Origin of the sequence: Streptomyces sp. NPDC093225, from assembly GCF_044753805.1 — a bacterium.
Classification (GTDB): Bacteria; Actinomycetota; Actinomycetes; order Streptomycetales; family Streptomycetaceae; genus Streptomyces.
In genome coordinates, this window is sequence record NZ_JBIVNX010000002.1 from 148,901 (window position 1) to 169,422 (window position 20,522).

At 75.6% G+C, this 20,522-nt stretch carries 17 protein-coding genes; 9 read left to right on the top strand and 8 right to left on the bottom strand.

Annotated features, from left to right (window positions below):
- Positions 1-16: 16 nt before the first annotated feature.
- On the top strand, positions 17-1,159 hold the full coding sequence (locus ACIQCH_RS02650; RefSeq protein ID WP_402577154.1) for a substrate-binding domain-containing protein: 1,143 nt from the start codon (positions 17-19) through the stop codon (positions 1,157-1,159).
- Positions 1,160-1,516: 357 nt separating this feature from the next.
- Here the strand turns inward: ACIQCH_RS02650 and ACIQCH_RS02655 are convergent, their stop codons facing one another.
- Positions 1,517-2,326, bottom strand: coding sequence for an LmeA family phospholipid-binding protein (locus ACIQCH_RS02655; RefSeq protein WP_402577156.1), 810 nt, complete (start codon positions 2,324-2,326; stop codon positions 1,517-1,519).
- Entirely contained in the window at positions 2,323-4,698 is a 2,376-nt protein-coding gene (locus ACIQCH_RS02660; RefSeq protein WP_402577158.1) for an MMPL family transporter, read from the bottom strand. Before ACIQCH_RS02660 ends, ACIQCH_RS02655 begins: the two co-directional genes overlap by 4 nt.
- Positions 4,699-4,929: 231 nt before the next feature.
- On the opposite strand from ACIQCH_RS02660, the gene ACIQCH_RS02665 reads away from it, so the two are divergent.
- The 3 genes from ACIQCH_RS02665 to ACIQCH_RS02675 all read left to right on the top strand — a co-directional run bounded on the left by ACIQCH_RS02665 (position 4,930) and on the right by ACIQCH_RS02675 (position 7,650).
- Complete coding sequence (locus ACIQCH_RS02665; RefSeq protein ID WP_402577160.1) at positions 4,930-5,622, top strand: response regulator transcription factor; 693 nt, start codon at positions 4,930-4,932, stop codon at positions 5,620-5,622.
- The gene (locus tag ACIQCH_RS02670) at positions 5,619-7,085 is read left to right on the top strand and encodes a sensor histidine kinase (RefSeq protein WP_402577162.1); all 1,467 of its coding nucleotides are present in this window, start codon (positions 5,619-5,621) and stop codon (positions 7,083-7,085) included. The genes ACIQCH_RS02665 and ACIQCH_RS02670 overlap by 4 nt, the downstream gene beginning before the upstream one ends.
- Before the next feature lie 67 nt (positions 7,086-7,152).
- The gene (locus ACIQCH_RS02675; protein ID WP_402577164.1) at positions 7,153-7,650 is read left to right on the top strand and encodes a hypothetical protein; all 498 of its coding nucleotides are present in this window, start codon (positions 7,153-7,155) and stop codon (positions 7,648-7,650) included.
- 16 nt (positions 7,651-7,666) lie between these two features.
- Here the strand turns inward: ACIQCH_RS02675 and ACIQCH_RS02680 are convergent, their stop codons facing one another.
- The 4 genes from ACIQCH_RS02680 to ACIQCH_RS02695 form a co-directional block, all read right to left on the bottom strand.
- Positions 7,667-9,271, bottom strand: coding sequence for an MBL fold metallo-hydrolase (locus ACIQCH_RS02680; protein ID WP_402577166.1), 1,605 nt, complete (start codon positions 9,269-9,271; stop codon positions 7,667-7,669).
- A 55-nt stretch (positions 9,272-9,326) separates the two neighbouring features.
- A complete protein-coding gene (locus tag ACIQCH_RS02685) occupies positions 9,327-9,602 on the bottom strand; it encodes a hypothetical protein (RefSeq protein WP_402577168.1) in 276 nt (91 codons plus the stop codon).
- A gap of 35 nt (positions 9,603-9,637) precedes the next feature.
- Positions 9,638-9,907 (bottom strand): hypothetical protein, encoded by a 270-nt coding sequence (locus ACIQCH_RS02690; protein ID WP_402577169.1) that lies wholly within the window; start codon positions 9,905-9,907, stop codon positions 9,638-9,640.
- A gap of 281 nt (positions 9,908-10,188) precedes the next feature.
- Positions 10,189-10,704: a CAP domain-containing protein gene (locus ACIQCH_RS02695; protein ID WP_402577171.1), complete on the bottom strand. Its 516-nt coding sequence runs from the start codon at positions 10,702-10,704 to the stop codon at positions 10,189-10,191.
- A gap of 642 nt (positions 10,705-11,346) precedes the next feature.
- Here ACIQCH_RS02695 and ACIQCH_RS02700 point away from each other — a divergent pair.
- The 4 genes from ACIQCH_RS02700 (at position 11,347) to ACIQCH_RS02715 (ending at position 16,306) form a co-directional block, all read left to right on the top strand.
- Positions 11,347-12,531: a thiolase family protein gene (locus ACIQCH_RS02700; RefSeq protein WP_402577173.1), complete on the top strand. Its 1,185-nt coding sequence runs from the start codon at positions 11,347-11,349 to the stop codon at positions 12,529-12,531.
- A gap of 299 nt (positions 12,532-12,830) precedes the next feature.
- A complete protein-coding gene (locus ACIQCH_RS02705; RefSeq protein ID WP_402577175.1) occupies positions 12,831-14,270 on the top strand; it encodes an aldehyde dehydrogenase family protein in 1,440 nt (479 codons plus the stop codon).
- 97 nt (positions 14,271-14,367) lie between these two features.
- A complete protein-coding gene (gene trxA, locus ACIQCH_RS02710) occupies positions 14,368-14,754 on the top strand; it encodes a thioredoxin (protein ID WP_402577177.1) in 387 nt (128 codons plus the stop codon).
- Positions 14,755-14,875: 121 nt separating this feature from the next.
- Positions 14,876-16,306, top strand: coding sequence for a dihydrolipoyl dehydrogenase family protein (locus ACIQCH_RS02715; protein ID WP_402577179.1), 1,431 nt, complete (start codon positions 14,876-14,878; stop codon positions 16,304-16,306).
- A 74-nt stretch (positions 16,307-16,380) separates the two neighbouring features.
- Here the strand turns inward: ACIQCH_RS02715 and ACIQCH_RS02720 are convergent, their stop codons facing one another.
- A complete protein-coding gene (locus tag ACIQCH_RS02720; protein WP_402577181.1) occupies positions 16,381-17,241 on the bottom strand; it encodes a chitosanase in 861 nt (286 codons plus the stop codon).
- 214 nt (positions 17,242-17,455) lie between these two features.
- Here ACIQCH_RS02720 and ACIQCH_RS02725 point away from each other — a divergent pair, with 214 nt between their 5' ends.
- Positions 17,456-18,373, top strand: coding sequence for an NADP-dependent oxidoreductase (locus tag ACIQCH_RS02725; RefSeq protein WP_402577642.1), 918 nt, complete (start codon positions 17,456-17,458; stop codon positions 18,371-18,373).
- A 42-nt stretch (positions 18,374-18,415) separates the two neighbouring features.
- Here the strand turns inward: ACIQCH_RS02725 and ACIQCH_RS02730 are convergent, their stop codons facing one another.
- A complete protein-coding gene (locus ACIQCH_RS02730) occupies positions 18,416-20,275 on the bottom strand; it encodes a beta-galactosidase family protein (protein WP_402577183.1) in 1,860 nt (619 codons plus the stop codon).
- Positions 20,276-20,522 lie beyond the last annotated feature (247 nt).

Below are 20,522 nucleotides of genomic sequence, written 5' to 3' on the forward strand. Positions count from 1 at the left end.
GTCAGGAGCGAGCACCGTGTACCCGAAGCGCACCGCCGTCCGCGCCGCCGTGGTCCTGTGGACGGCCGCCGCCGCCTTCGTCGCGGGCTGCACGGGCGGCTCCCCGCCGGCCTCCGCCCCGGCCACCGGCACCGGCTGCCCTGCCGCGCTCGCCGCGGCGACGGCGGCCGTCGCGCGGGCGGAACGTACCGACGCCTCCTGGACCGGCCCCACCACCGGGCCGGCGGCGGTACCGGACAAGACCCTCGTCTACGTCGCCCAGACCATGACCAACCCCGGCGTCGCCGGTGTGGCGCAGGGGCTGCGGGAGGGCGCGGCCGCCATCGGCTGGCGGGTGCGGGTCATCGACGGCCAGGGCACCCCGGCCGGCATCCAGGCGGCGCTCAGCCAGGCCGTCACCCTGAGGCCCTCGGGCATCGCACTGGGCGGCTTCGACCCCCTGCTGACGGCCCAGCAGACCGCGCGGGCCACGGCCGCGGGCATCCCGCTGATCGGCTGGCACGCCGTCAGCACCCCGGGCCCGAGCACGCGGCCGAAGCTGTTCACCAACATCACCACGGAGGTGGCGGACGTGGCGCGGATCAGCGCGGACTGGGTCGTCGCCCGGTCCCGCGGATCCGCCGGGGTGGTCGTCTTCACCGACGACTCGATCCCGTTCGCCCACCGCAAGTCCGAGCTGATCAAACGGCAGTTGGCACACTGCGGCGGCGTGCAACTGCTGGCGACGGAGAACATTCCCATCCCGGACGCGACCCAGCGCACCCCGCAGCAGGTCTCCTCGCTGGTGTCCCGGTTCGGGCGCCGCTGGACGTACTCCGTGGCGATCAACGACCTGTACTTCGCCGACGCGGCCCCGGCGCTGCGGGCCGCCGGACTCCCCGGGGCGGGGCCGCCGTTCAACGTCGGCGCGGGCGACGGCGACCCGTCCGCCTTCCAGCGCATCAACAGCCGGCAGTACCAGGCGGCCACGGTGCCGGAGCCGCTGACCCAGCAGGGCTGGCAGATCGTGGACGAGTTCAACCGCGCGTTCGCGGGCCGGCCGGCGAGCGGGTACGTGGCGCCGGTCCACGTGGTGACGGCCGAGAACAGCGGCGGGGCCACGTCCTGGGATCCGCCCGGCTACCGCGAGGCGTATCTGGGGATCTGGGGCGGGGGGTGAGGTGGGCGCGGTGGGCGCGTGGTGGGGGCGCGCGGTGGGGGGTTGTGGTGGGGGGTTGTGGTGCGGTCGTGCGGTGGGTGGGTGGGTGTGGGCGTGTGGTGCCGGCCGCCCCGTGGTGTGTGGGTCCCCTCGGCGCTTGACACGGTAGGGCCTGCAGGCCCTGCGGCAGGCCCACCCCTGGGGCTTCGGGGCTTCGCCCTGGCCTCCGGCCACCCCAGGCCCGGGCCTGCCTCCGGACCAGCCTGCCCTACCGTGTCAAGCGCCTCCCCCACACGGGGCGGCCTACCGGCGCTTCGGGAAGTGCGGGGCTCTGCGACCGTGGCGTTCGGAGGGTGTCGGGCGGCGCGGCGCGCCTGGTCAGGACTTCGCTGACGGGGTCGGCTCGGCGGAGGGGGTGCCGTCCAGGGCGACCTCGATGCCCAGGGCCGTGACGCGTACCGAGGTGGGTTCCAGTCCTGGGAGCGGGGTGACGGCCCCGTCCCCGGACGGTGCGGGGGCGGCGGCCAGGCGGTCCTCGACCAGGCGGGTGAGGCGCTCGGGGGCCGGGGCGCCCATCACGGTCGCGCCGGCCAGGGCGAACCGGAAGCGGCCGTCGTGCAGTTCGGGGCGGAGCGTCACCGTGACGGCGCCGCCGGGGCCGAGGCCCAGGCGGAGGGTGCCGGCGGCCGGGTCGGTGGTCACGTCGGTGGGTGCCAGGGCGGGGCTCGTGGACGTGAGCCAGGAGCGGACCGCGCCGGTGGGCACCGTGATGCGGCCGTGGACGGAGTCGACCGCATCGGCGTCGTGCGCGCCCCGGTGGACGTCGATGCCGTCGAGGCGGAGGTCGACGGAGGCGCCGGTGACCGGGCCGATCGTGGCGTGGTCCCCGGTGACGGTGACGCCGTCGGCGCGGCCGCGGAGCAGGGCGAGCAGGCCGGACCCCGACAGGTCCGCGTCGGTCTCCCCCAGGCGCGGCCGCAGGGCGTCCTCGACCCGGTTCTCGACGACCGCGGTCGCGGCGTACTCGGCGGTGCCCGCCAGCACCACGACGCCGAGGAGGCCGGCGAGGAGTCGGGCGCGCCGGCGGCGGAGCCGGGCGCGCGGCGGGCGGTCGGGCGCGACCCGGCCGGAGGCCCCGCCCGGCCGTGGGCCGGCGGCCGCGGGCGTGGTGTGGGTGGTGGGGCTCATGGGCGTACCTCCGGTATCGGGTGGGCAGGAGCGGTCGGGTCCGGCGCCTCGGCTCGGTCCGCGCCGGCTCGTCGGTCTTCGGGAGCCTGGACGTCTTCACGTCCTGTTCGGGCGTCCGCCGCCACCGGTGCCGGTCCGCCGACGGGGTCGGCGGGCGGGGGGCCGCCCTCCGGGTCGAGGTGCGGCAGCAGGCGGTCCAGCCAGGCGGGGATCCACCAGTTGGCGCGGCCGAGCAGGTTCATGGTGGCCGGGACCAGCAGCAGCCGGACCACGGTGGCGTCGAGGACGACGCTGACGCCGAGACCCAGCGCGAGCATCTTGACCACCGGGTTCTGCGAGAGCAGGAACGCGAGGAAGACGCTGGTCATGATGAGCGCGGCACAGGTGATGACCCGGGCGGTGGAGGCCAGGCCGGCGGCGACGGCGGCCTGGTTGTCCCGGCCGGCCAGCCAGTACTCCCGGATCCGGGACAGCAGGAACACCTCGTAGTCCATGGAGAGGCCGAAGACGATCGCGAACATCATCGTCGGCACGTAGGACTCGACGGGCACCGTCTCGTCCAGGCCCAGCAGTGACGAGCCCCAGCCCCACTGGAAGACCGCGACGACCACCCCGTACGAGGCGGCGATCGAGAGCAGGTTGAGCAGCGCCGCCTTGAGCGCGACCAGCGGGCTGCGGAACACGGTCAGCAGGAGGACGAACGCCGCCGCGACGACCAGCCCGACGACCAGCGGGAGGCGGTCGGCGAGCACGTCCCGGAAGGTCTGCTGGGCCGCGGTCTGCCCCGTGACGTACCCGGTGGCGTGGTACGGGTCGAGGGCGTCGGGCAGGGTCCGGTCCGTCAGCCGGTGCAGCAGGTCGGCGGTGGCCCGGTCCTGCGGGGCGCCGGCGGGCGTCACGGTGGAGACGAGCAGGGCGCCGTCCGCGGTGGGCGCGGGCGGGGTGGCCTGGGCGACGCCGGGCGTGTGGGTGAGCGCCTCGTGGAGGTCCTTCGCGAGCCGGGTCCGCGCGTCGGGGGCGGTGCCGTTCTTGTCGAGGGTGACGACGACGGTGACCGGCCCGTTCGCGCCGGGGCCGAACCCGTCGGCGACCAGGTCGTAGGCGCGGCGCTCGGTGGCGGTGGTGGGCGAGGCGCCGGCGTCGACGTGGCCGAGGCGCATGCCGGCGGCGGGTACGGCGAGCAGCGTGAGCAGCGCGGTGCCGAGGAGCAGGAAGGTCCAGGGGCGGCGGCCCACGACCGCGGCCCAGCGCTGCCACACGTCCCGGCCCGCCGGACCGTCCGCGTCCGCGTCCGGCTCGTCGACGGGGGTGCGCACGCGCAGTCGGTCGATGCGTCGGCCGGCCAGGCCCAGGAGGGCGGGTGTCAGGGTGAGCGCGGCGAGCGCGCCGGTCAGGACGGTGACGCCGGCCGCGACGCCGAGCATCCCGATGAAGCCGACGCCGGAGGCGAAGAGGCCGGCCAGCGCCGCCGTCACCGTCAGGGCGGCGACCAGCACGGCCCGGCCGCTGGTGGCGACGGCGTGACCGGCGGCCTCGGTCGGGTCGGACACGGTGTGGAGCAGCTTGCGGTGCCGGGTCACCAGGAACAGCGAGTAGTCCAGGCCCACGCCGAGGCCCATCATCACGGCGAGGGTCGGCGAGACGGCGGCGAAGTCGAGGCCGGCGGCCAGCAGCCCGAGCCCGGCGAGGCCGATGATCAGCCCGATGACGGCGCTGACCAGTGGGAACGCCGCGGCGGCCACGCTGCCGAAGCCCAGCAGCAGGACGATGACGGCGGTGATGATGCCGATGGCTTCGGAGGCCCGGTCGGCACCGGTGGGGGCGGCGAGCCGGCCGAGCGGGCCGCCGTACTCGACCGTGACCCCGTCCGTGCGCAGCGGGGCGACCGCCGCGTCGACCCGTTCCACGTAGGACGTGTCGAACCGGATGGGGTTCGAGGCGAAGCGCACGGTGTAGTAGCCGGTGCGGCCGTCCGCGGTGACCGCGCCGGGGGTGGCCAGCGGGTCGGCGACGGAGATCACCTCGGGCAGGGCCGCCAGCCGCTGCCCGGCCGACCGCACGGCCGCGCCGTGCGCGGCGAGCCCGTCGCCGTCGCGGCCGGCCGAGAGGACGACCTGGGCGGGTACGCCCCGGGTGGCGGCCCCGCCGTGGGCGTCCAGCAGGTCGGAGCCGGTCTGTACGGAGGTCCCGGGGAGCGTGAAGTCGTCCTCGTAGTCCCCGCCCCAGGCCCGGTCGGCTCCGACGGCCGCGAGCAGGGCCAGCAACCAGGCCGCGACCACGAGCCAGGGACGGCGGGCGCAGGCGCGGCCGGCCCGGTGGAGCAGTCCGCGCGGCGCGGGGCCGGGCGGGATCGGCTGGTTCGCAGGGTGCATCGGGAAATCCTCGCGTGGGTCGACGACGGGTCGGACTGGGGGGTGGCGGCGCCGGGTTCGATCATGGCCGGTGATTGCCCGGGCGAGGTGAGCGGATTGTTAGGGCTCTGTTAGGCCGCACGGTGCGGTGCACCGGCCGCCGCCGGCTCCGGCGGGCGGCTGGCTAGCATGGCGGCGTCACCCCCTCGGCACCCGCGGCCCGGCTCCGCGCGCACCTCATCGGAGTCGTCGATGAACCCCCGCAAGGGACTCGTCCTGATCGTGGAGGACGACGCGAACATCGCCGCGCTGCAGCGGCTGTACCTGGAGCGGGACGGCTACCGGACGGAGATCGCGCAGGACGGGACCGCGGGCTTCGAGGCGGTGGCCCGGCTCGCGCCGGCGGCGGTCGTCCTGGACGTCGGGCTGCCCGGCATGGACGGGGTGACGCTGTGCCGCCGGCTGCGCGAGCGGGGCGACTGGACACCGGTCCTGCTCGTCACCGCCCGCGGTGACGAGGCGGACCGGATCCTCGGCCTGGAGCTCGGCGCGGACGACTACCTGACCAAGCCGTTCTCGCCGGGCGAGCTGGTGGCCCGCGTGAACGCCGTGCTGCGCCGCGGGGCGCGCCCGGCCGCCGGCCGCGGCGCCTACGAGCTGGGCCGGGTGCGGGTCGACGTGGACCGGCACACGGTGCACGTCGACGGCGTACCGGTGGAGTTCACCGCCCTGGAGCTGAGTCTCCTCGCGCACCTCCTCGAGCACCGCGACCGGGTCTTCACCCGCGCCCAGCTGCTGGAGCGGGTCTGGGGCGACGCGGCCCACCGGGACCAGCGGGTGGTCGACGTGTACGTGTCCCAGATCCGCGGGAAGCTCGGCGCCGCGAGCCCGATCCGGACCGTGCGGGGCGTCGGGTACGGCGCGACCGGCAACGGCGCCGCATGAGCGCGGCACGGTCCGGCCGGGGCACCCTGGCCCGCGAACTGGTCCTGCTCGCGGGCCTGGTCGCGCTGGTCGCCGTCCTGTTGACCGGGGCGGCAGCCTGGTACACCGCGCGCTCCGGGGCCGAGGCCCGGGAGCGCGACCAGCTCGGCCGGCAGGCCACCGTGCTCAGCCGGATCCCGCGACTGTCGGGGCTGCTCGTCGAGGGCGAGCAGCTGATCGCCGGCTCCAACGGCGTGCGCCTCGCCGTCCTGGACCCGTCCGGCACGCTCCACGGTCCGGCCGCGGCCGCGGTGTCGAACGCCCAGCGGGACGTGCTGCTGGCCCGCGAGCCGCTGTCCGCCACCGGCACGCTGGACGGCCGGCCGGTCGTCCTGGAGGGGCGGGCCCACGGGTCGGGCGGAGTGGTGCTCGCCAAGCCGATGGCGGAGGTGGACGCGGCCACCGCCCGGATCCGCCGGAACCTGGTGCTGCCCCTGTGCGCGGGCCTGGCGGGGGCGGCCGTCGCCGGACTGCTGCTGGCCCGCCGGATCAGCCGTCCGCTGGTCCGCGCGGCGGCGTCCGCCAGGCGGCTGGCCGCGGGCCGCCGCGGGATCGCGGACCCGGGCGGGTACGCCGGACCGGGTGCGGCGCAGGAGGACGCCGGGCCGGCTCCCGGCGGGCGCCCGGCGGCTCCCGGCCCGGCCGAGGTCGCCGAACTCGCCGAGGCCATGACCGTCCTGGAGGGGGCGCTGGTCCGCAGCGAGGCGCGGCAGCGGGAGTTCCTGCTGTCCGTCTCGCACGAGATCCGCACCCCGCTCACGACGATGCGCGGCTACGCGGAGGCCCTGGCCGACGGGGTGATCCCGGTCGAGCGGGTGCCGGAGACCGGCAGGGTGCTCGACGCCGAGGCCCGCCGGCTGGACCGCTTCCTGTCGGACCTGCTCGACCTGGCCCGCCTGGAGGCCGACGAGTTCCGCTTCGAGCCCGCCGAGACGGACCTCGTCGCACTGTTGGAGCAGGCCGCCGGGTCGTGGCGGGAGCGCTGTGCGCGGCACGAGGTCGAGTTCCGTTGGCAGCCGCCCGCGGGCGGGGGTCCGGTCACCGTACGGACGGACGGCTTCCGGGTCCGGCAGCTGGCCGACTGCCTGCTGGCGAACGCCCTGCGCCTCACCCCGGCGGGCGCGCCGGTGGTGCTCGCGCTCGCCGCGCTGCCGGACGGCGGCGCGCGGGTCGAGGTGCGCGACGGCGGTCCGGGGCTGACGGAGGACGACGTCGCCGTGGCCTTCGAGCGGGGTGCGCTGTACGAGCGCTACCGTGGCGAGCGGCCGGTCGGCAGCGGGTTGGGGCTGGCCATCGCGCACCGTCTGGCGACGCGGCTGGGCGGCGCCCTCGGCGTCCTGGGCCACGGGCCGGAGGGGGGCGCCGTGTTCACCCTCGTCCTCCCGCCCGCGGCGGCGCTCCCCCGCAGCCGGCACCGGGGATGAGCCGTCGCCGATGACGGCGGGCCCGACCGGACGTCAGGAAGGCACAGGAAGGCAGTCGAGGAAGTCGATGACGACGATCGCCGTGACGGGGCACATCCGTATCCCCGAAGAGGACCGCGCCTGGATCAGGGCCCGGCTCGACCGGCTGCTCGGCGACCACCCGGCGGCGGACCTGACCGGCGTCTCCTGCCTGGCCGCCGGGGCGGACACCCTGTTCGCGGACGCCGTGCTCGCGGCGGGCGGCCGGCTCGTCGCGGTCGTGCCCTCCGCCGACTACCGCGAGCGGATGGTCGCGCCCGAGGGTCGCCCCGACTTCGACCGGCTGCTCGCGGCGGCGTCGGAGACGAAGGTCATGCCGTTCCGGCAGGCGTCGGCGGCCGCGTACGCGGCGGCCAACCGCGTGCTGCTCGGCCGCGCGGACCGGCTCGTCGCCGTCTGGAACGGCCGGCCCGGCCGCACCGGGGGGACGGCCCACACGGTGGCGGCGGCCCGTGCCGCGTACCTTCCGGTGACCGTCGTCTGGCCGCCGGGCGCCGGCGCGGTCCCGGGGGCGTCCGCGCCGTAGCGCCGGCGCGGGGCGGTCAGCCGCGGGCGGTGCCGTGCTGGTGCTGTTCGGGGAGGTGGCCGTCCGGGTGGACCCAGAGCATGACGTTGGCGGGCCGCGCGGCGCCGAAGAAGTCGAGGACGTCCCGGTCCGAGTGGCGCAGGCTGAAGTGGGTGAGGACGAACAGCGTGTCCGGGTGGGCCTCGACGACGGGCCGCAGCCGGCTCCAGACGGTGTGCCCGACGCGGTCGGCCCGGTCCGCCTCGGCGTCGTCCAGGTAGGTGCACTCGGTGACGAGCACGGGGTACTCGAAGAGCCACGGGTTGTCCTCGAAGACGCTCACGTGGGTGTCGCCGAGGAACGCGAACAGGGGCTTGCGCACCTCGTGTTCGACCGGGACGCCGGAGGCGCGGCGGCGGGCCACGAGGCGTCCGAACTCGGCGCCCCGGCCCTGTGCCGCGAGGGTGCGGCGCAGTTCCTCGTACTCGGGCAGGAGTGCCGTGCGGCGTTCGGAGAACGCGTAGCCCACGCACGGCACCTTGTGCGCGCAGTCCACCACGCGCACGTGGTGCCCGCGGCGCCCGAAGGTGAACTCGTCGCCCCCGCGCACCCCGTGCAGCCGGCAGCCCGCGGCCAGGGCGGGGTCGTAGGCCGGTCCGTGGTTGAGCTCGGCCGAGGCCTGGAGGAAGGCCTGCGCGTACGGCAGGGCGGCGGACGGCAGGCGGACGTCGACGCCACCGGGCCGGGCCGCCAGGTAGTCGAGGTCCTTGGCGTGGTCGTGATGGGTGTGCGTGAGGAAGACGTGCTCGGGCTGCCGGCCCTCCGCGAGTCCCGCGTCGAGGGCGCAGCGCAGCTCCGGGACGTGGAAGAACGTCTTGTCGTTGGCGCGCGAGTACCCGGTCAGGGTGAGCTCGGTGCCGGGGATGCGCCAGGTCTTCCACTGGCGGAACGGGTGCCCCCGTTCGAGCCGTTCGGGATGTGCGGGGAGCGGGGTCCGCGCGGGTGCGTGCGTCATCGGTGCCTCCGTCGGACCGGACCGTGGTGCGGGGGTGGGGCCCGAGCGTAGCGGGCCGTGTCCCGGCCCGGCCGCGGATTTTCGTGGGTCAGCGGGCGGCGGACCCCTCGTTCCCGGGCTGGGTGTCAGGGCCCGCCGGTCGACGACGAGCATGCAGGCGGTGATGAGTTCCAGCAGGGCCGCCATGAGGACGGCGCCGACGACGAGGATCAGCACGGTGGCCGGGACCGGGGTCCGGGTCCGGGGGTCGACCCGGCGCATCAGCCGGTGTAGCGGGAAGCGGGAGTCGCGCGCCATCGCGTAGACGAGCCGCGAGCAGGAGACCATCACCACGACCCCTTGGGCCTCCTCGGCGAGGTTGGCCGCGGAGTCGAACCCGACGAGGGTCACCAGCCCCATGATCATGGCGAGCATGAGGCCGCCGCCCACGGCGAAGTAGTCGGGGGCGCCCTCGGTGATCCCGCGAGAGGTGAGGTTGTCCGCGGACCCGACGCCGGTGACCGCCACGGCGACCACGAGCGCGATGGAGACCACGATGACGAGCACGACCTCCAGTCCCGCAGCGGCGGAGTTGATCCAGCCGACCGGGCGGGTGTCGGCGATGGCGATCACGGCCTGCGCGCCCATCACCACCAGGGTGATGACCCGCGCGACGTCCTCGCCGTCGGGGGCACCGGGCCGCCTACCGCGGTTCGAGGGCCGCGACCCGGCAGGCGCCGCCCGCGGCGCCGCCCGGGACGCCGACGGCGGTCAGACCATTGATGCAGGTCTGGAGGTCACCGACCACGCCGCGGGTGCACGCCGCGGTGACGGCGTCGGTGACCTGGACGCCGGCCTGGACGACCATCTGGGTGCACGCGGGGATGTCCGCCCGGGCGGTGGGCGCGGCGAGGGCCGCGCCGCCGAGGGCGAGGGTCAGGCCGGTGAGGGCACCGGCGATTCGGGTCGTCGTGCGCATGGGACGCACCTGCTCTCCATGGGGGCGACCGGGTCCTACTGGGCGGCGACCTTGCAGGAGCTCGACGCGGTGGCCGAGGTGACGCCGATGGCGGTCAGGCCGGACACGCATTCGCTCTGGTTGCCGGTCAGGCCGAGGTAGCAGGCCATCCGGACGGCGTCCGAGACCTCGCCGTGCTGCTCGCGCTCGACCTGGCTGATGCAGCTGTCGAGGTCCGCGTGGGCGGTGGGGGCCGTGAACGCAGCGCCGCCGAGCGCCAGGGCCAGGCCGGCGAGGACGCCGGCGATACGGTTCGTCGTGCGCATGGGACGCACCTGCTTTCCGGGGGCTGCGCCGGGCCGCGGCCCCCGTGGTCGTGCCGGTTTCGTGGTCCTGCCGGATGCCTCCTCCCGTGGCCCGTGCTTCCGGTCGTTCCCGCCGGCGCGCGGTCCCGGGCCCGGCGGTGCCGGGACCGCACGGCGACGGTGCAGGCGCACGGGCCGCGACCCTGAGGTCGCGCGCACGGAGGGAGTCGGGCGCCGCCCGTCGGGGGCCGGCGTACGCCCGGTCGCGCCGACGTACACCGCCCTCGTCAACGAACCTTCGACTACTGGGACTTGACGGCGAAGAGCTGGACGGCGTAGTCGCCGCTCACGCCGACTCCGGTCTCCTTGTACTCGCAGTTCAGGATGGTCTCACGGTGTCCCTTGGTGCTCTTCATCCAGCCGTCCACGTGGCCCTTGGAGTCGGGGAACCCCCAGGAGACGTTCTCGGCCGAGGGCCCCTGGGGGTTGTAGCCGGCCGCCTGCATCCGGGACAGGGCCGAGGAGCCGTCCGAGCCGGTGTGCCCGGTGATGTTGTTCTTCGCCATGTCGTCGGCGTGCGCCTGGGCCGCCTGCTGGAGCTTCGCGTCCACCTTCAGTGGTTCGCAATTCACCTTTGCCCGTTCAGCGTTGACCAGGTCGAGGATCTCCCCCGGCGAAGACGCCTGAACGGCGCCCGTGGCGGCCGGGGTCGCGGTGACCTGGGCGGCGCCCGCGGTGGCCGCGACGCCCAGCACGAGCAACGGGGTCGCGCAGGCCGCCGCGCACACGCGCCGGATCCGGTGGTTCGTGATACGCATGAAAGTTCCCCCTCGACGGGGTGATCGTGGAGCCACTCACGGCACCCGGCCCCCGAGGCGGCCGCAGCACACGGCCGCAGGGCGGTGCGCGGCCTGTGGCGAGACGGACACCGCCGCAGAGTGGGCGGGGCGCGCGCCTCCTGCTCCCTCCACCGTACGACCGGTAGCGCACGACCACGAGCCGACCGCCCGTGCGACCCCCGGACCTGCGCACCCACGGACGACGGTCGCCGACTGCGACGGGCCCACACACCACGAGAGTGCCGCCGCGTGGTGTGTGGGGAAGGCGCTTGACTGCCCATGGCAGGCTGGTCCGAAGGCAGGCCCGGGCCGGAGGTGGCCGAAGGCCAGGGCGAAGCCCCGAAGCCTCCGGGGTGGGCCTGCCGCAGGGCCTGCAGGCCATGGGCGGTCAAGCGCCGAGGGGACCCACACACCACGGGACCCACCCCCGAAGCGAGCCCACCCCCACCCCCGCCCCCTCCCCTCCCCACCCACCCCCGCAACGCATCCCCGCAGCTCAACCACCCCGAACGTTGACAGTAAGGCGCCCGAGGCGGAGACTGCGGGCGCGTTGATCAGGACGCGCCCCACCCGCGGCGGCACCCCCGCCCGCACCCGTACGGATCCGCCCAGGAGACCCCGATGAGCATCCGCGACGTGTACATCGTCGACGCCGTCCGCACCCCGATCGGCAAGTTCGGCGGCGCACTCGCCGGGGTCCGGCCCGACGACCTGGCCGCCCACGTCGTACGCGCCCTCGTCGACCGTACGCCCGACCTCGACCCCGCCCGCATCGACGACGTCGTCCTCGGCGACGCCAACGGCGCCGGCGAGGACAACCGCGACGTCGCCCGGATGGCCGTACTGCTCGCCGGGCTGCCGGTCAGCGTCCCCGGCGTCACGGTGAACCGGCTGTGCGGCTCCGGCCTCGAAGCCGTGATCCAGGCCGCCCGCGCGATCGCCCTCGGCGACGCCTCCGTGGCCATCGCCGGCGGCGTCGAGTCGATGACCCGCGCCCCCTGGGTCGTGCAGAAGCCCGAGCGCACCTTCCCGGCCGGCCACCAGCAGATGTGGTCCACCACCCTCGGCTGGCGCATGACCAACCCCCGCATGCCCGAGGAGTGGACCGTCTCGCTCGGCGAGGGCGCCGAGCTCATCGCCGACAAGCACGGCATCACCCGCGAGGCGCAGGACGCCTTCGCCCTCGCCAGCCACCGCAAGGCCGCCGCGGCCTGGAACGCGGGCCTCTACGACGGCGAGGTCGTGCCGTACCCGGACGTGGACCTGACCCGCGACGAGTGCATCCGGGAGTCCTCGACCCCCGAGGCCATGGCGAAGCTCAAGCCCGCCTTCCGCCCCGACGGCACCGTCACCGCGGGCAACGCCTCCCCGCTCAACGACGGCGCGGCGGCCCTGCTCCTGGTCGACGAGGAGGGCCTGCGCGCCACCGGGCGCGAACCGCTGGCCCGGATCCGCGCCTCGGCGGTCACCGGCATCGAGCCGCACCTCTTCGGCCTCGGCCCGGTCGACGCCGTCCAGCGCGCCCTGGCCAAGGCCGGCCGCGGCTTCGGCGACCTGACCACCTTCGAGCTCAACGAGGCCTTCGCCGCCCAGGCCCTGGGCTGTCTGGCCGAGTGGCCCGAGCTCGACCCCGCGCTGGTCAACCCGCGCGGCGGCGCCATCGCGCTGGGCCACCCGCTCGGCGCCTCGGGTGCCCGGCTCGCGGGCTCGGTCGCCCACCAGCTCGCCGCCGCCGGCTCCGGCACGGGCCTCGCGGCACTGTGCATCGGCGTGGGCCAGGGCATCGCTCTCGTCCTGGAGCGCTGAGGTACCGGAAGCACCGGACCAGGAATCGGACCAGGAACCACCGGACCCGGAATCGGGCCCGGACCCACCGGACCGGAACCACCAGGCCCCGACCCACGTGGCCCCGACCCGCTGCATTCAGGACACCAACTGCCCAATAACTGAACAGATTTGGAGCTGCGGGCTGGCTAGCATGGCGCCTGCCCGCAGCCCGGGCCCCACCCCCGCAGCCCGGCAGGCCCCGCAGCCCGGCCGGCCCCCGCAGTCCGGGCCCGCCCCCCGCCGCCCCGCGCGCGGCGACTCCCCCGAGAGGCCCCGCCATGCCGCTGCTCGACCCCGCCACCTGGCAGTCCGAGACCCCGCTGACCGGCGGCCCGGCGCCGGTCGTCGAGCCGGCCACCGGGGAGACCCTGGCCACCGTCCGGCTCGCCGCGCCCGCCGACGTCGCGGCGGCCGCCGCGCGCGCCGAGGCGGCCCGGCGGGCTTGGGGGAGCGCCCCGTACACCGGCCGGGCGGCCGTGCTGCGACGCGCCGGCGACCTGTTCTCCGAACACGCCGCCGAGCTGCGCGACTGGCTGGTGCGCGAGACCGGCTCCGTACCGGGCAAGGCGGACTTCGAGCTGCACACCGCCGCCCAGGAGTGCTACGAGGCGGCCGCCCTGGCCTCCCGTCCCGGCGGGCAGGTCCTGGCGAGCGAGGCGCCCCGGCTCTCGTACACCCGGCGGGTGCCCGCCGGCGTCGTCGGCGTGATCGCCCCCTTCAACGTGCCGCTCGTCCTGGCCGTACGGTCGGTCGCGCCCGCCCTCGCCCTCGGCAACGCGGTGCTCCTCAAGCCCGACGCGCGCACCCCCGTCTCGGGGGGTCTCGCGCTCCGGGCGGTCTTCGAGGCCGCCGGACTGCCGGCGGACCTGCTGCACGTGCTGCCGGGCGGCCGCGAGACCGGGGCCGCCGTGGTGGCCGAACCCCTGGTCCGGATCGTCTCGTTCACCGGGTCCACCGCCGCCGGCCGGATCGTGGGCGAGGCGGCCGGCCGCGGACTGAAGCGCGCGCACCTGGAGTTGGGCGGCAACTCCGCCCTGATCGTGCTGGCGGACGCCGACCTCGACGCGGCCGTCTCCCAGGCGGCCTGGGGCTCCTTCTTCCACCAGGGCCAGATCTGCATGACCGCCGGCCGGCACCTGGTGCACGCCTCCGTGTACGAGGAGTACGTCGAGCGGCTGGCCGCCAAGGCCGAGGCCCTGGCGGTCGGCGACCCGTACCGGGCCCGGGTGCACCTCGGGCCGCTCATCGACCGCGGCCAGCTCGAGCGCGTGCACGCGCTGGTGGAGGCGAGCGCGACCCAGGGCGCCAAGATCGTCGCGGGCGGCCGGTACGAGGACCTCTTCTACCGGCCGACCGTGCTCGCCGGCGTCGGCGACGACACCCCCGCGTACGCGGAGGAGGTCTTCGGCCCGGTCGCGCCGGTCCGCTCCTTCGGCACGCTCGACGAGGCGGCGGAACTGGCCGCGGCCGGCCCGTACGGGCTGTCCCTCGGCATCGTCACGCGGGACACCGCGCTGGGGCTGGAACTGGCCGACCGGATCCCCACCGGGATCGCCCACGTCAACGACCAGACCGTGAACGACGAGGCCGTCGCGCCCTTCGGGGGCGTGGGGGCCTCGGGCACCGGCGCCCGGTTCGGCGGGGAGGCGAACCTGGACGCGTTCACGGAAGTCCGTTGGACGACGGTCAGGCGCGAGCCGGCTGGGTACCCGTTCTGAGAGGGACCGGAATAGCCGGGCTCCTGGTGCGGTTGACGGGGACGGCTGAGCGCGGCCTCACCGGAGGCCCGCGGTTGACGAAAGTAGGGACGCACCCATGGCCACCGTGGAACTGACCAAGGACAACTTCGACCAGGTCGTGAGCGAGAACGAATTCGTCCTGATCGACTTCTGGGCGTCCTGGTGCGGCCCCTGCCGGCAGTTCGCCCCGGTCTTCGAGAAGGCCTCCGAGACCCACGCCGATCTGGTCTTCGGCAAGGTCGACACCGAGGCGCAGCAGGAGCTGGCCGCCGCGTTCGGGATCTCCTCGATCCCGACCCTGATGATCGTCCGCGACCGGGTGGCGGTCTTCGCCCAGCCCGGCGCGCTCCCCGAGGCCGCCCTCGAGGACGTCATCGGCCAGGCCCGCGCCCTCGACATGGACGACGTGCGCAAGCAGGTCGAGGCCGCCCAGGCGGCGCAGTCCGGCGGCGCCGAGGCCTGATCCCGCGCCGCCGACGCCCGACCGGAGCACGGACGAGGGCCCGCGTCCCCGGCCGGACGGCGGGCCCGGTTCCCGGCGCGCCCGCCCGGCGCCCGCGAGGGTGCCGGGCGAGACTGGCCGTATGACCGAAGCTGTGGAGTACGACGTCGTGGTGCTCGGTGGGGGCCCGGCCGGCGAGAACGTGGTGGACCGGACCCGCGCCGCCGGGCTCAGTACGGCGCTGGTCGAGGCCGAACTGATCGGCGGGGAGTGCTCGTACTGGGCCTGCGTCCCGAGCAAGGCCCTGCTCCGGCCGGCCCTCGCGCGGGCCGACGCCCGCCGGGTGCCCGGCCTGCGCGCGGCGGTGGCCGGCCCGCTGGACACCGCGGCCGTCCTCGCGCACCGCGACTACTGGACCGGCGACTGGAAGGACGACGGCCAGGTCGACTGGCTCGACTCCATCGGCGCGCACGTCTACCGCGGCCACGGCCGCCTGCACGGCGAACGCCGGGTGGACGTCACCGGCCCGGAGGGGGAGCACCATCTGCTCGCCGCCCGCCACGCGGTGGTCGTGGCCACCGGCACCCGGCCCCTGCTGCCCGAACTGCCCGGCCTCACCGGGGCGCGGCCCTGGACCTCGCGCGAGGCGACCAGCGCCCGGCACGTGCCGCCGCGGCTGGCCGTCGTGGGCGGTTCCGTCGTCGCGGCCGAGATGGCCACCGCCTACACCGCCCTCGGCTCCGCCGTCACCCTGCTGGTGCGCGGCGCGGGCCTGCTGCCGCGCATGGAGGACTTCGCCGGCGAACTGGTCGCCGAGAGCCTGCGCGAGGCGGGGGCCACCGTCCGTACCGGTACGTCGGTCGAGGCGGTCGTACGGGACGGCCCGACCGGACCGGTCACCGTCGTCCTCGAGGGCGGCGAGACCGTCGAGGCCGACGAACTGCTCTTCGCCACCGGCCGCACCCCGCGCACCGACGACATCGGTCTGGAGACGGTGGGCCTGACGCCCGGCGGCTGGATCCCGGTGGACGACGACTGCCGGGTCCGCGGCCACGGGTGGCTGTACGCGGTGGGGGACGTCAACCACCGGGCCCTGATGACCCATCAGGGCAAGTACCAGGCCAGGATCGCGGGGGCCGCGATCGCCGCCCGGGCGGCCGGCGGCCCGCTGCTGGAGACCGACCGGTGGGGAGCCCACGCGGCCACCGCCGATACCGACGCGTTGCCACAGGTGGTGTTCACCGACCCCGAGGCGGCCTCGGTCGGACTGACGCTGGCCGCCGCCGAGCGGGCCGGCCACCGCGTGCGGGCCGTCGACTACGACCTCGGCGCCGTGTCCGGCGCGGGCCTGTACGCGGACGGCTACCGCGGCCGGGCCCGGATGGTGGTGGACCTCGACCGCGAGGTGGTGCTCGGCGCCACGTTCGTGGGACCGGCCGCGGGCGAGCTGCTGCACGCGGCGACGATCGCGGTGGCCGGCGAGGTTCCGCTGGCCCGCCTGTGGCACGCGGTGCCCGCCTTCCCGACGATCAGCGAGGTCTGGCTTCGGCTGCTGGAGGCGTACCGGGGCTGACCCGCGGGGCGCTTCGGCGGGCGGCGCCCCGGAGGCGTCGCCCGCCGCACGGCTCTCCAAGCGGCCCCGGCGGATCAGCCGATGTGGTAGCTGTCGCCGTAGACCTTCCAGTCCAGCGGGGTGTCGAGGTCCAGGTTGCGCTTCTTGAGGAACACGCGCTGGGCGGTGTCGACGCGGCTGGTGTCGCTGTGCGCCTCCTCCTGCTTCATGGCCCACACGCGCGCGTCCAGGAACGCGCCGATCCAGGCCGCCTCGTCGCCGCCCTGGACCGGCGGCTTGGCCGAACGCAGCGCGCGCTTGCGGATGTTGCGGAAGCTGGTGGAGTCCGAGCCGTCGCCGTGCATGACGATCGCGTCGTAGTACGCGAACTGGCCCAGCGCGCCGATGCCGTCGGACTTGCCCTGGCCGACGGCGGGGTTGAAGTAGACGCGGTCGCGCTCGTCGTTCTGCGCCTGCTGGAAGACGCGGTCCCCGGCCGCCGTGCGCCAGGCGCGCTCGAAGGCGGAGCCGAGACCCGAGTGCGAGTCGGTGCCGTCGACCCTGCGCAGGGCCGGGAGGTAGCGGGACAGGACGTTGCCGGGCTTGCGGCGGTCGTAGAGTTCGACCAGGTCGAGCATGTCGCCGGTGCCGGAACAGAAGCCGATGATGCCCGCGGTGTAGCCGCGGCCGTCGTCGATGTCCTCGATGTAGCCGTACTGGGCCTTCCAGTCGAGGGAGGAGTTCTCCGCGCTGGAGACCAGCTTCATGGCGATCTCCTTCTTCGCCGGGTCGTCGAGGTTGACCCGGCGCACTCCGGCGCGGCCGGGCGCGGTGGCGGGCGGGGCGCTCGGGGTGACGGCGCCGGCGGCGGCCGGGACCGCGAGGGCGGCGGCGCCGAGGAGGGTGCCGGTGAGGAGCGCCCGGCGAGAGGTGGGCCGGCGGTGAGGGGTGTCCACGGGAGGCCTCCTGGACTGATAGGAAACTTTCCTGTCAGTCTGGCCATAGTGGCATGCTCTCGTCAATGGGGGTGGATGTGCGGGTGCCGCGCGGCGAAATCACCCGCCCCGGCATAGAGTCGGGCGCGATATGTCGCCGTACGGCGCTTTTGTCCGCCCGGTTCCGAGAGGCCGCTCCATGCCCGAGACGCAGCACAGCACCGAGGACGCCACCATGCGGGCCATGACGTACGACCGGTACGGCGGCACCGAGGTGCTCTCGCTCGGTCGGCGCCCGATCCCCAAGGTGGCGCCCGGAGAGGTCCTCGTCCGGGTGCGGCGGGCCGGCGTGAACCCCGTGGACTGGAAGATCATGGCCGGCGGCCTCGACGGGATGATGGACCTGTACTTCCCCGCCGTGCCGGGCTGGGACGTCGCCGGCACCGTCGAGCGCGTCGGCATCGACGTCCCGGAGTGCCAGGTCGGCGACGAGGTCATGGCGTACGCCCGCAAGGACTACGTCAGCGGAGGCACGTTCGCCGAGTACGTCTCCGTACCCGTGCGCTGCCTCGCGCCGAAGCCGGCCGCGCTCGACTGGGACGCGGCCGCCGGACTCCCGCTCGCCGGGCTGACGGCGTACCAGCTGCTCACCCGGCTGCGCCTCGACGAGGGGGAGACCGTCCTCGTCCACGGCGCGGCCGGCGGCGTGGGCTTCCTCGGGGTGCAGATCGCCTCCTCCTTCGGCGCCCGGGTGATCGGCACGGCCTCGCCCCGCAACCACGACCGGCTGCGGGCCGCGGGCGCCGAGCCCCTGCAGTACGGGGACGGGTTGGTCGACCGGGTCCGGGCGCTCGCCCCGGAGGGCGTGGACGTCGTCGCCGACTTCGTCGGCGGCGTGCTCGACGTGACCACGGCGGTGCTCCGCGAGGGCGGCCGGCACGCCTCCATCGCCGACCACTCGGTGCTCGGTGCGGGCGGCGAATGGATGTGGGTACGGCCGGACCGCAACGACCTGCTGGCGCTGGGCGAGCTGGCCGACACCGGCCAGCTCACCGTCCCGGTCGCGCGGGTCTTCCCGTTGGAGGACGTGGCGGAGGCCTTCGCCCTGAGCCAGACCGGGCACGTGCACGGGAAGATCGTGATCTCGGTCTGAGACCGAGACGGGCCGGTACGGGACGGGGGGCCGGCGCGGGACTCACCACTCGGGGATGTCTGCGGCCTCCGTCGGCCCGAGGTCAGGCCGGTCGCGCACCTCCACTTCCCGCCCGGGGCGGTGGAGTTCGAGGACGACGAGCTCGTTGCGCCCCGGCCGCCACAGCGGGGCCGGGGCGTACAGGGTGCGCTGCGGGCCGCGGTCCCAGTACCGCCCCAGGGCGAAGCCGTTCAGCCACACGGTGCCCTTGGTCCAGCCGGGCAGGGCGAGGAAGCCGTCCGCGGGCTCGGCGATCTCGACCTCCAGCCGGTGGAAGGCGGGAGACCCGGTGGCCCTACCGTCGCCGCCCGCCGGCTGGCCGGAGGCCGCGCCCCGGTCGGTCGCCGCGTCCCGGTCGGGGGCCGGGGCCTCGCCGGCCGTCGGTCCCGCCGGTACCGTGGGCCGCCCGAACTCCAGCCCGCCCAGGTCGTCCAGCGGCAGCGGCCGGACCTCCCAGCCGAACTGGTACTGGTTGTCCAGCCGCACCCCGCCCGTGACGCCCTTGCGGTCGGCCAGCAGCGGCCCGTAGGTGATCCGCCCCATGTTCTCCACGAGCAGGTCCAGCACCGCCCCGCCCTCCGGGACGCGCACGGCGAGCGACTCGTCCGGCCGGTTCCGGTCCAGGACGCCCAGCGGGACCCCGTCGAGGAAGACCTGCGCCCGGTCCGCGAGCCCGTCGACGTACAGCCGCGCCGCGCCGAGCGGGCCGCGCAGCCGGGTCCGGTAGTGGACGAGCCCGAGGTTCTGCCCGAAGGCCTCCATGGGCTCGATGTCCGGCCGGGCGTGCACCTCGGCCAGGGCGCCGAGCGAGTCGAGCAGGCCGACGCTGCCGGCGACCGGCACCGTACGGGGCGCCAGCCGGGCCGGCTCCGGCGGCAACGGGTGCTCCACCGGACCGGTGTGACGGGCTATCACCGCACGGAAGAGGTGGAACTTCTCGGTGAGCTCGCCCGCCTCGCCCACCGGGGCGTCGTAGTCGTAGCTCGTGGTGTCGGGCAGGAAGCGGCCCCCCTCGTGGTTGGCGCCGTTCCACCAGCCGAAGTTGGTGCCGCCGTGCCCCATGTAGACGTTGACCGAGGCCCCGGCCGAGAGCAGCGCGTCCAGCACCTCGGCGGCCTCCCGGGCGTCCCGGGTGCGGTGCGGGCCGCCCCAGTGGTCGAACCAGCCGTGCCAGTACTCCGCGCACACCAGCGGCCCGGGGCCCTGGTGGCGGCGCAGGCACGCCAGCGAGGAGTCCGGTCGCGAGCCGAACGTACCCGTGGTGAGGAGGCCCGGCAGCCGGCCGCCGAGCTGGAAGCCGTCCGCCGCGCCGTCGGCGGTGAACAGCAGGCAGTCCACCCCGCGCCGGACCAGGCCCGCGCGCAGGTGCTCCAGGTAGCCGGTGTCGTTGCCGTAGCTGCCGTACTCGTTCTCCACCGCCACGGCCACCACCGGCCCGCCGCGGGAGGCCAGCAGCGGCAGCAGGCGGGGGACCAGCAGGTCGAACCAGGCGTCCACGGCGGCCAGGTACGGAACGTTGCGGCGGCGCGGGCGCACGGCCGGGTCGGCCACCAGCCACCCCGGCAGGCCGCCGCCCTCCCACTCGGCGCAGATGTACGGGCCGGGCCGCAGGATCACGTCCAGGCCGAGCTCGTCCGCGGTGCGCACGAACGCGGCCACGTCCCGGTCGCCCGCGAAGTCGGCCCGGTCGGGGGCGGGTTGGTGGTAGTTCCAGGCGACGTACGTCTCGACGGTGTTGACGCCCATCGCGCGCAGCCGCAGCAGCCGGTCGTGCCAGAGCTCCGGCCGGACCCGGAAGTAGTGGACGGCGGCGGAGACGATCCGGTGCGGCCGGCCGCCGCGCAGGAACCCGTCACCGCGCACGGTGAGTTGGCGCGATGGCGGAGCCGGCGGGGACGGTGGAAACGGTTGAGGCGACGGGGACGGCGGGGGCCACGGAGACGGCGGGGGCGGTGGCGTCATGGGGGCATCCTGGGGGACCGGCCCCCGCCGGGTGCAGCCCCGTGCGCCGATCTTGACTGTGCCGTGACCGGCACGGCGGTACGCCGAACCCCGGTCACGGCACGGCACGGGGCGGGGCGGCGCGGCATCGCCCCGGCCGGCCACCGCC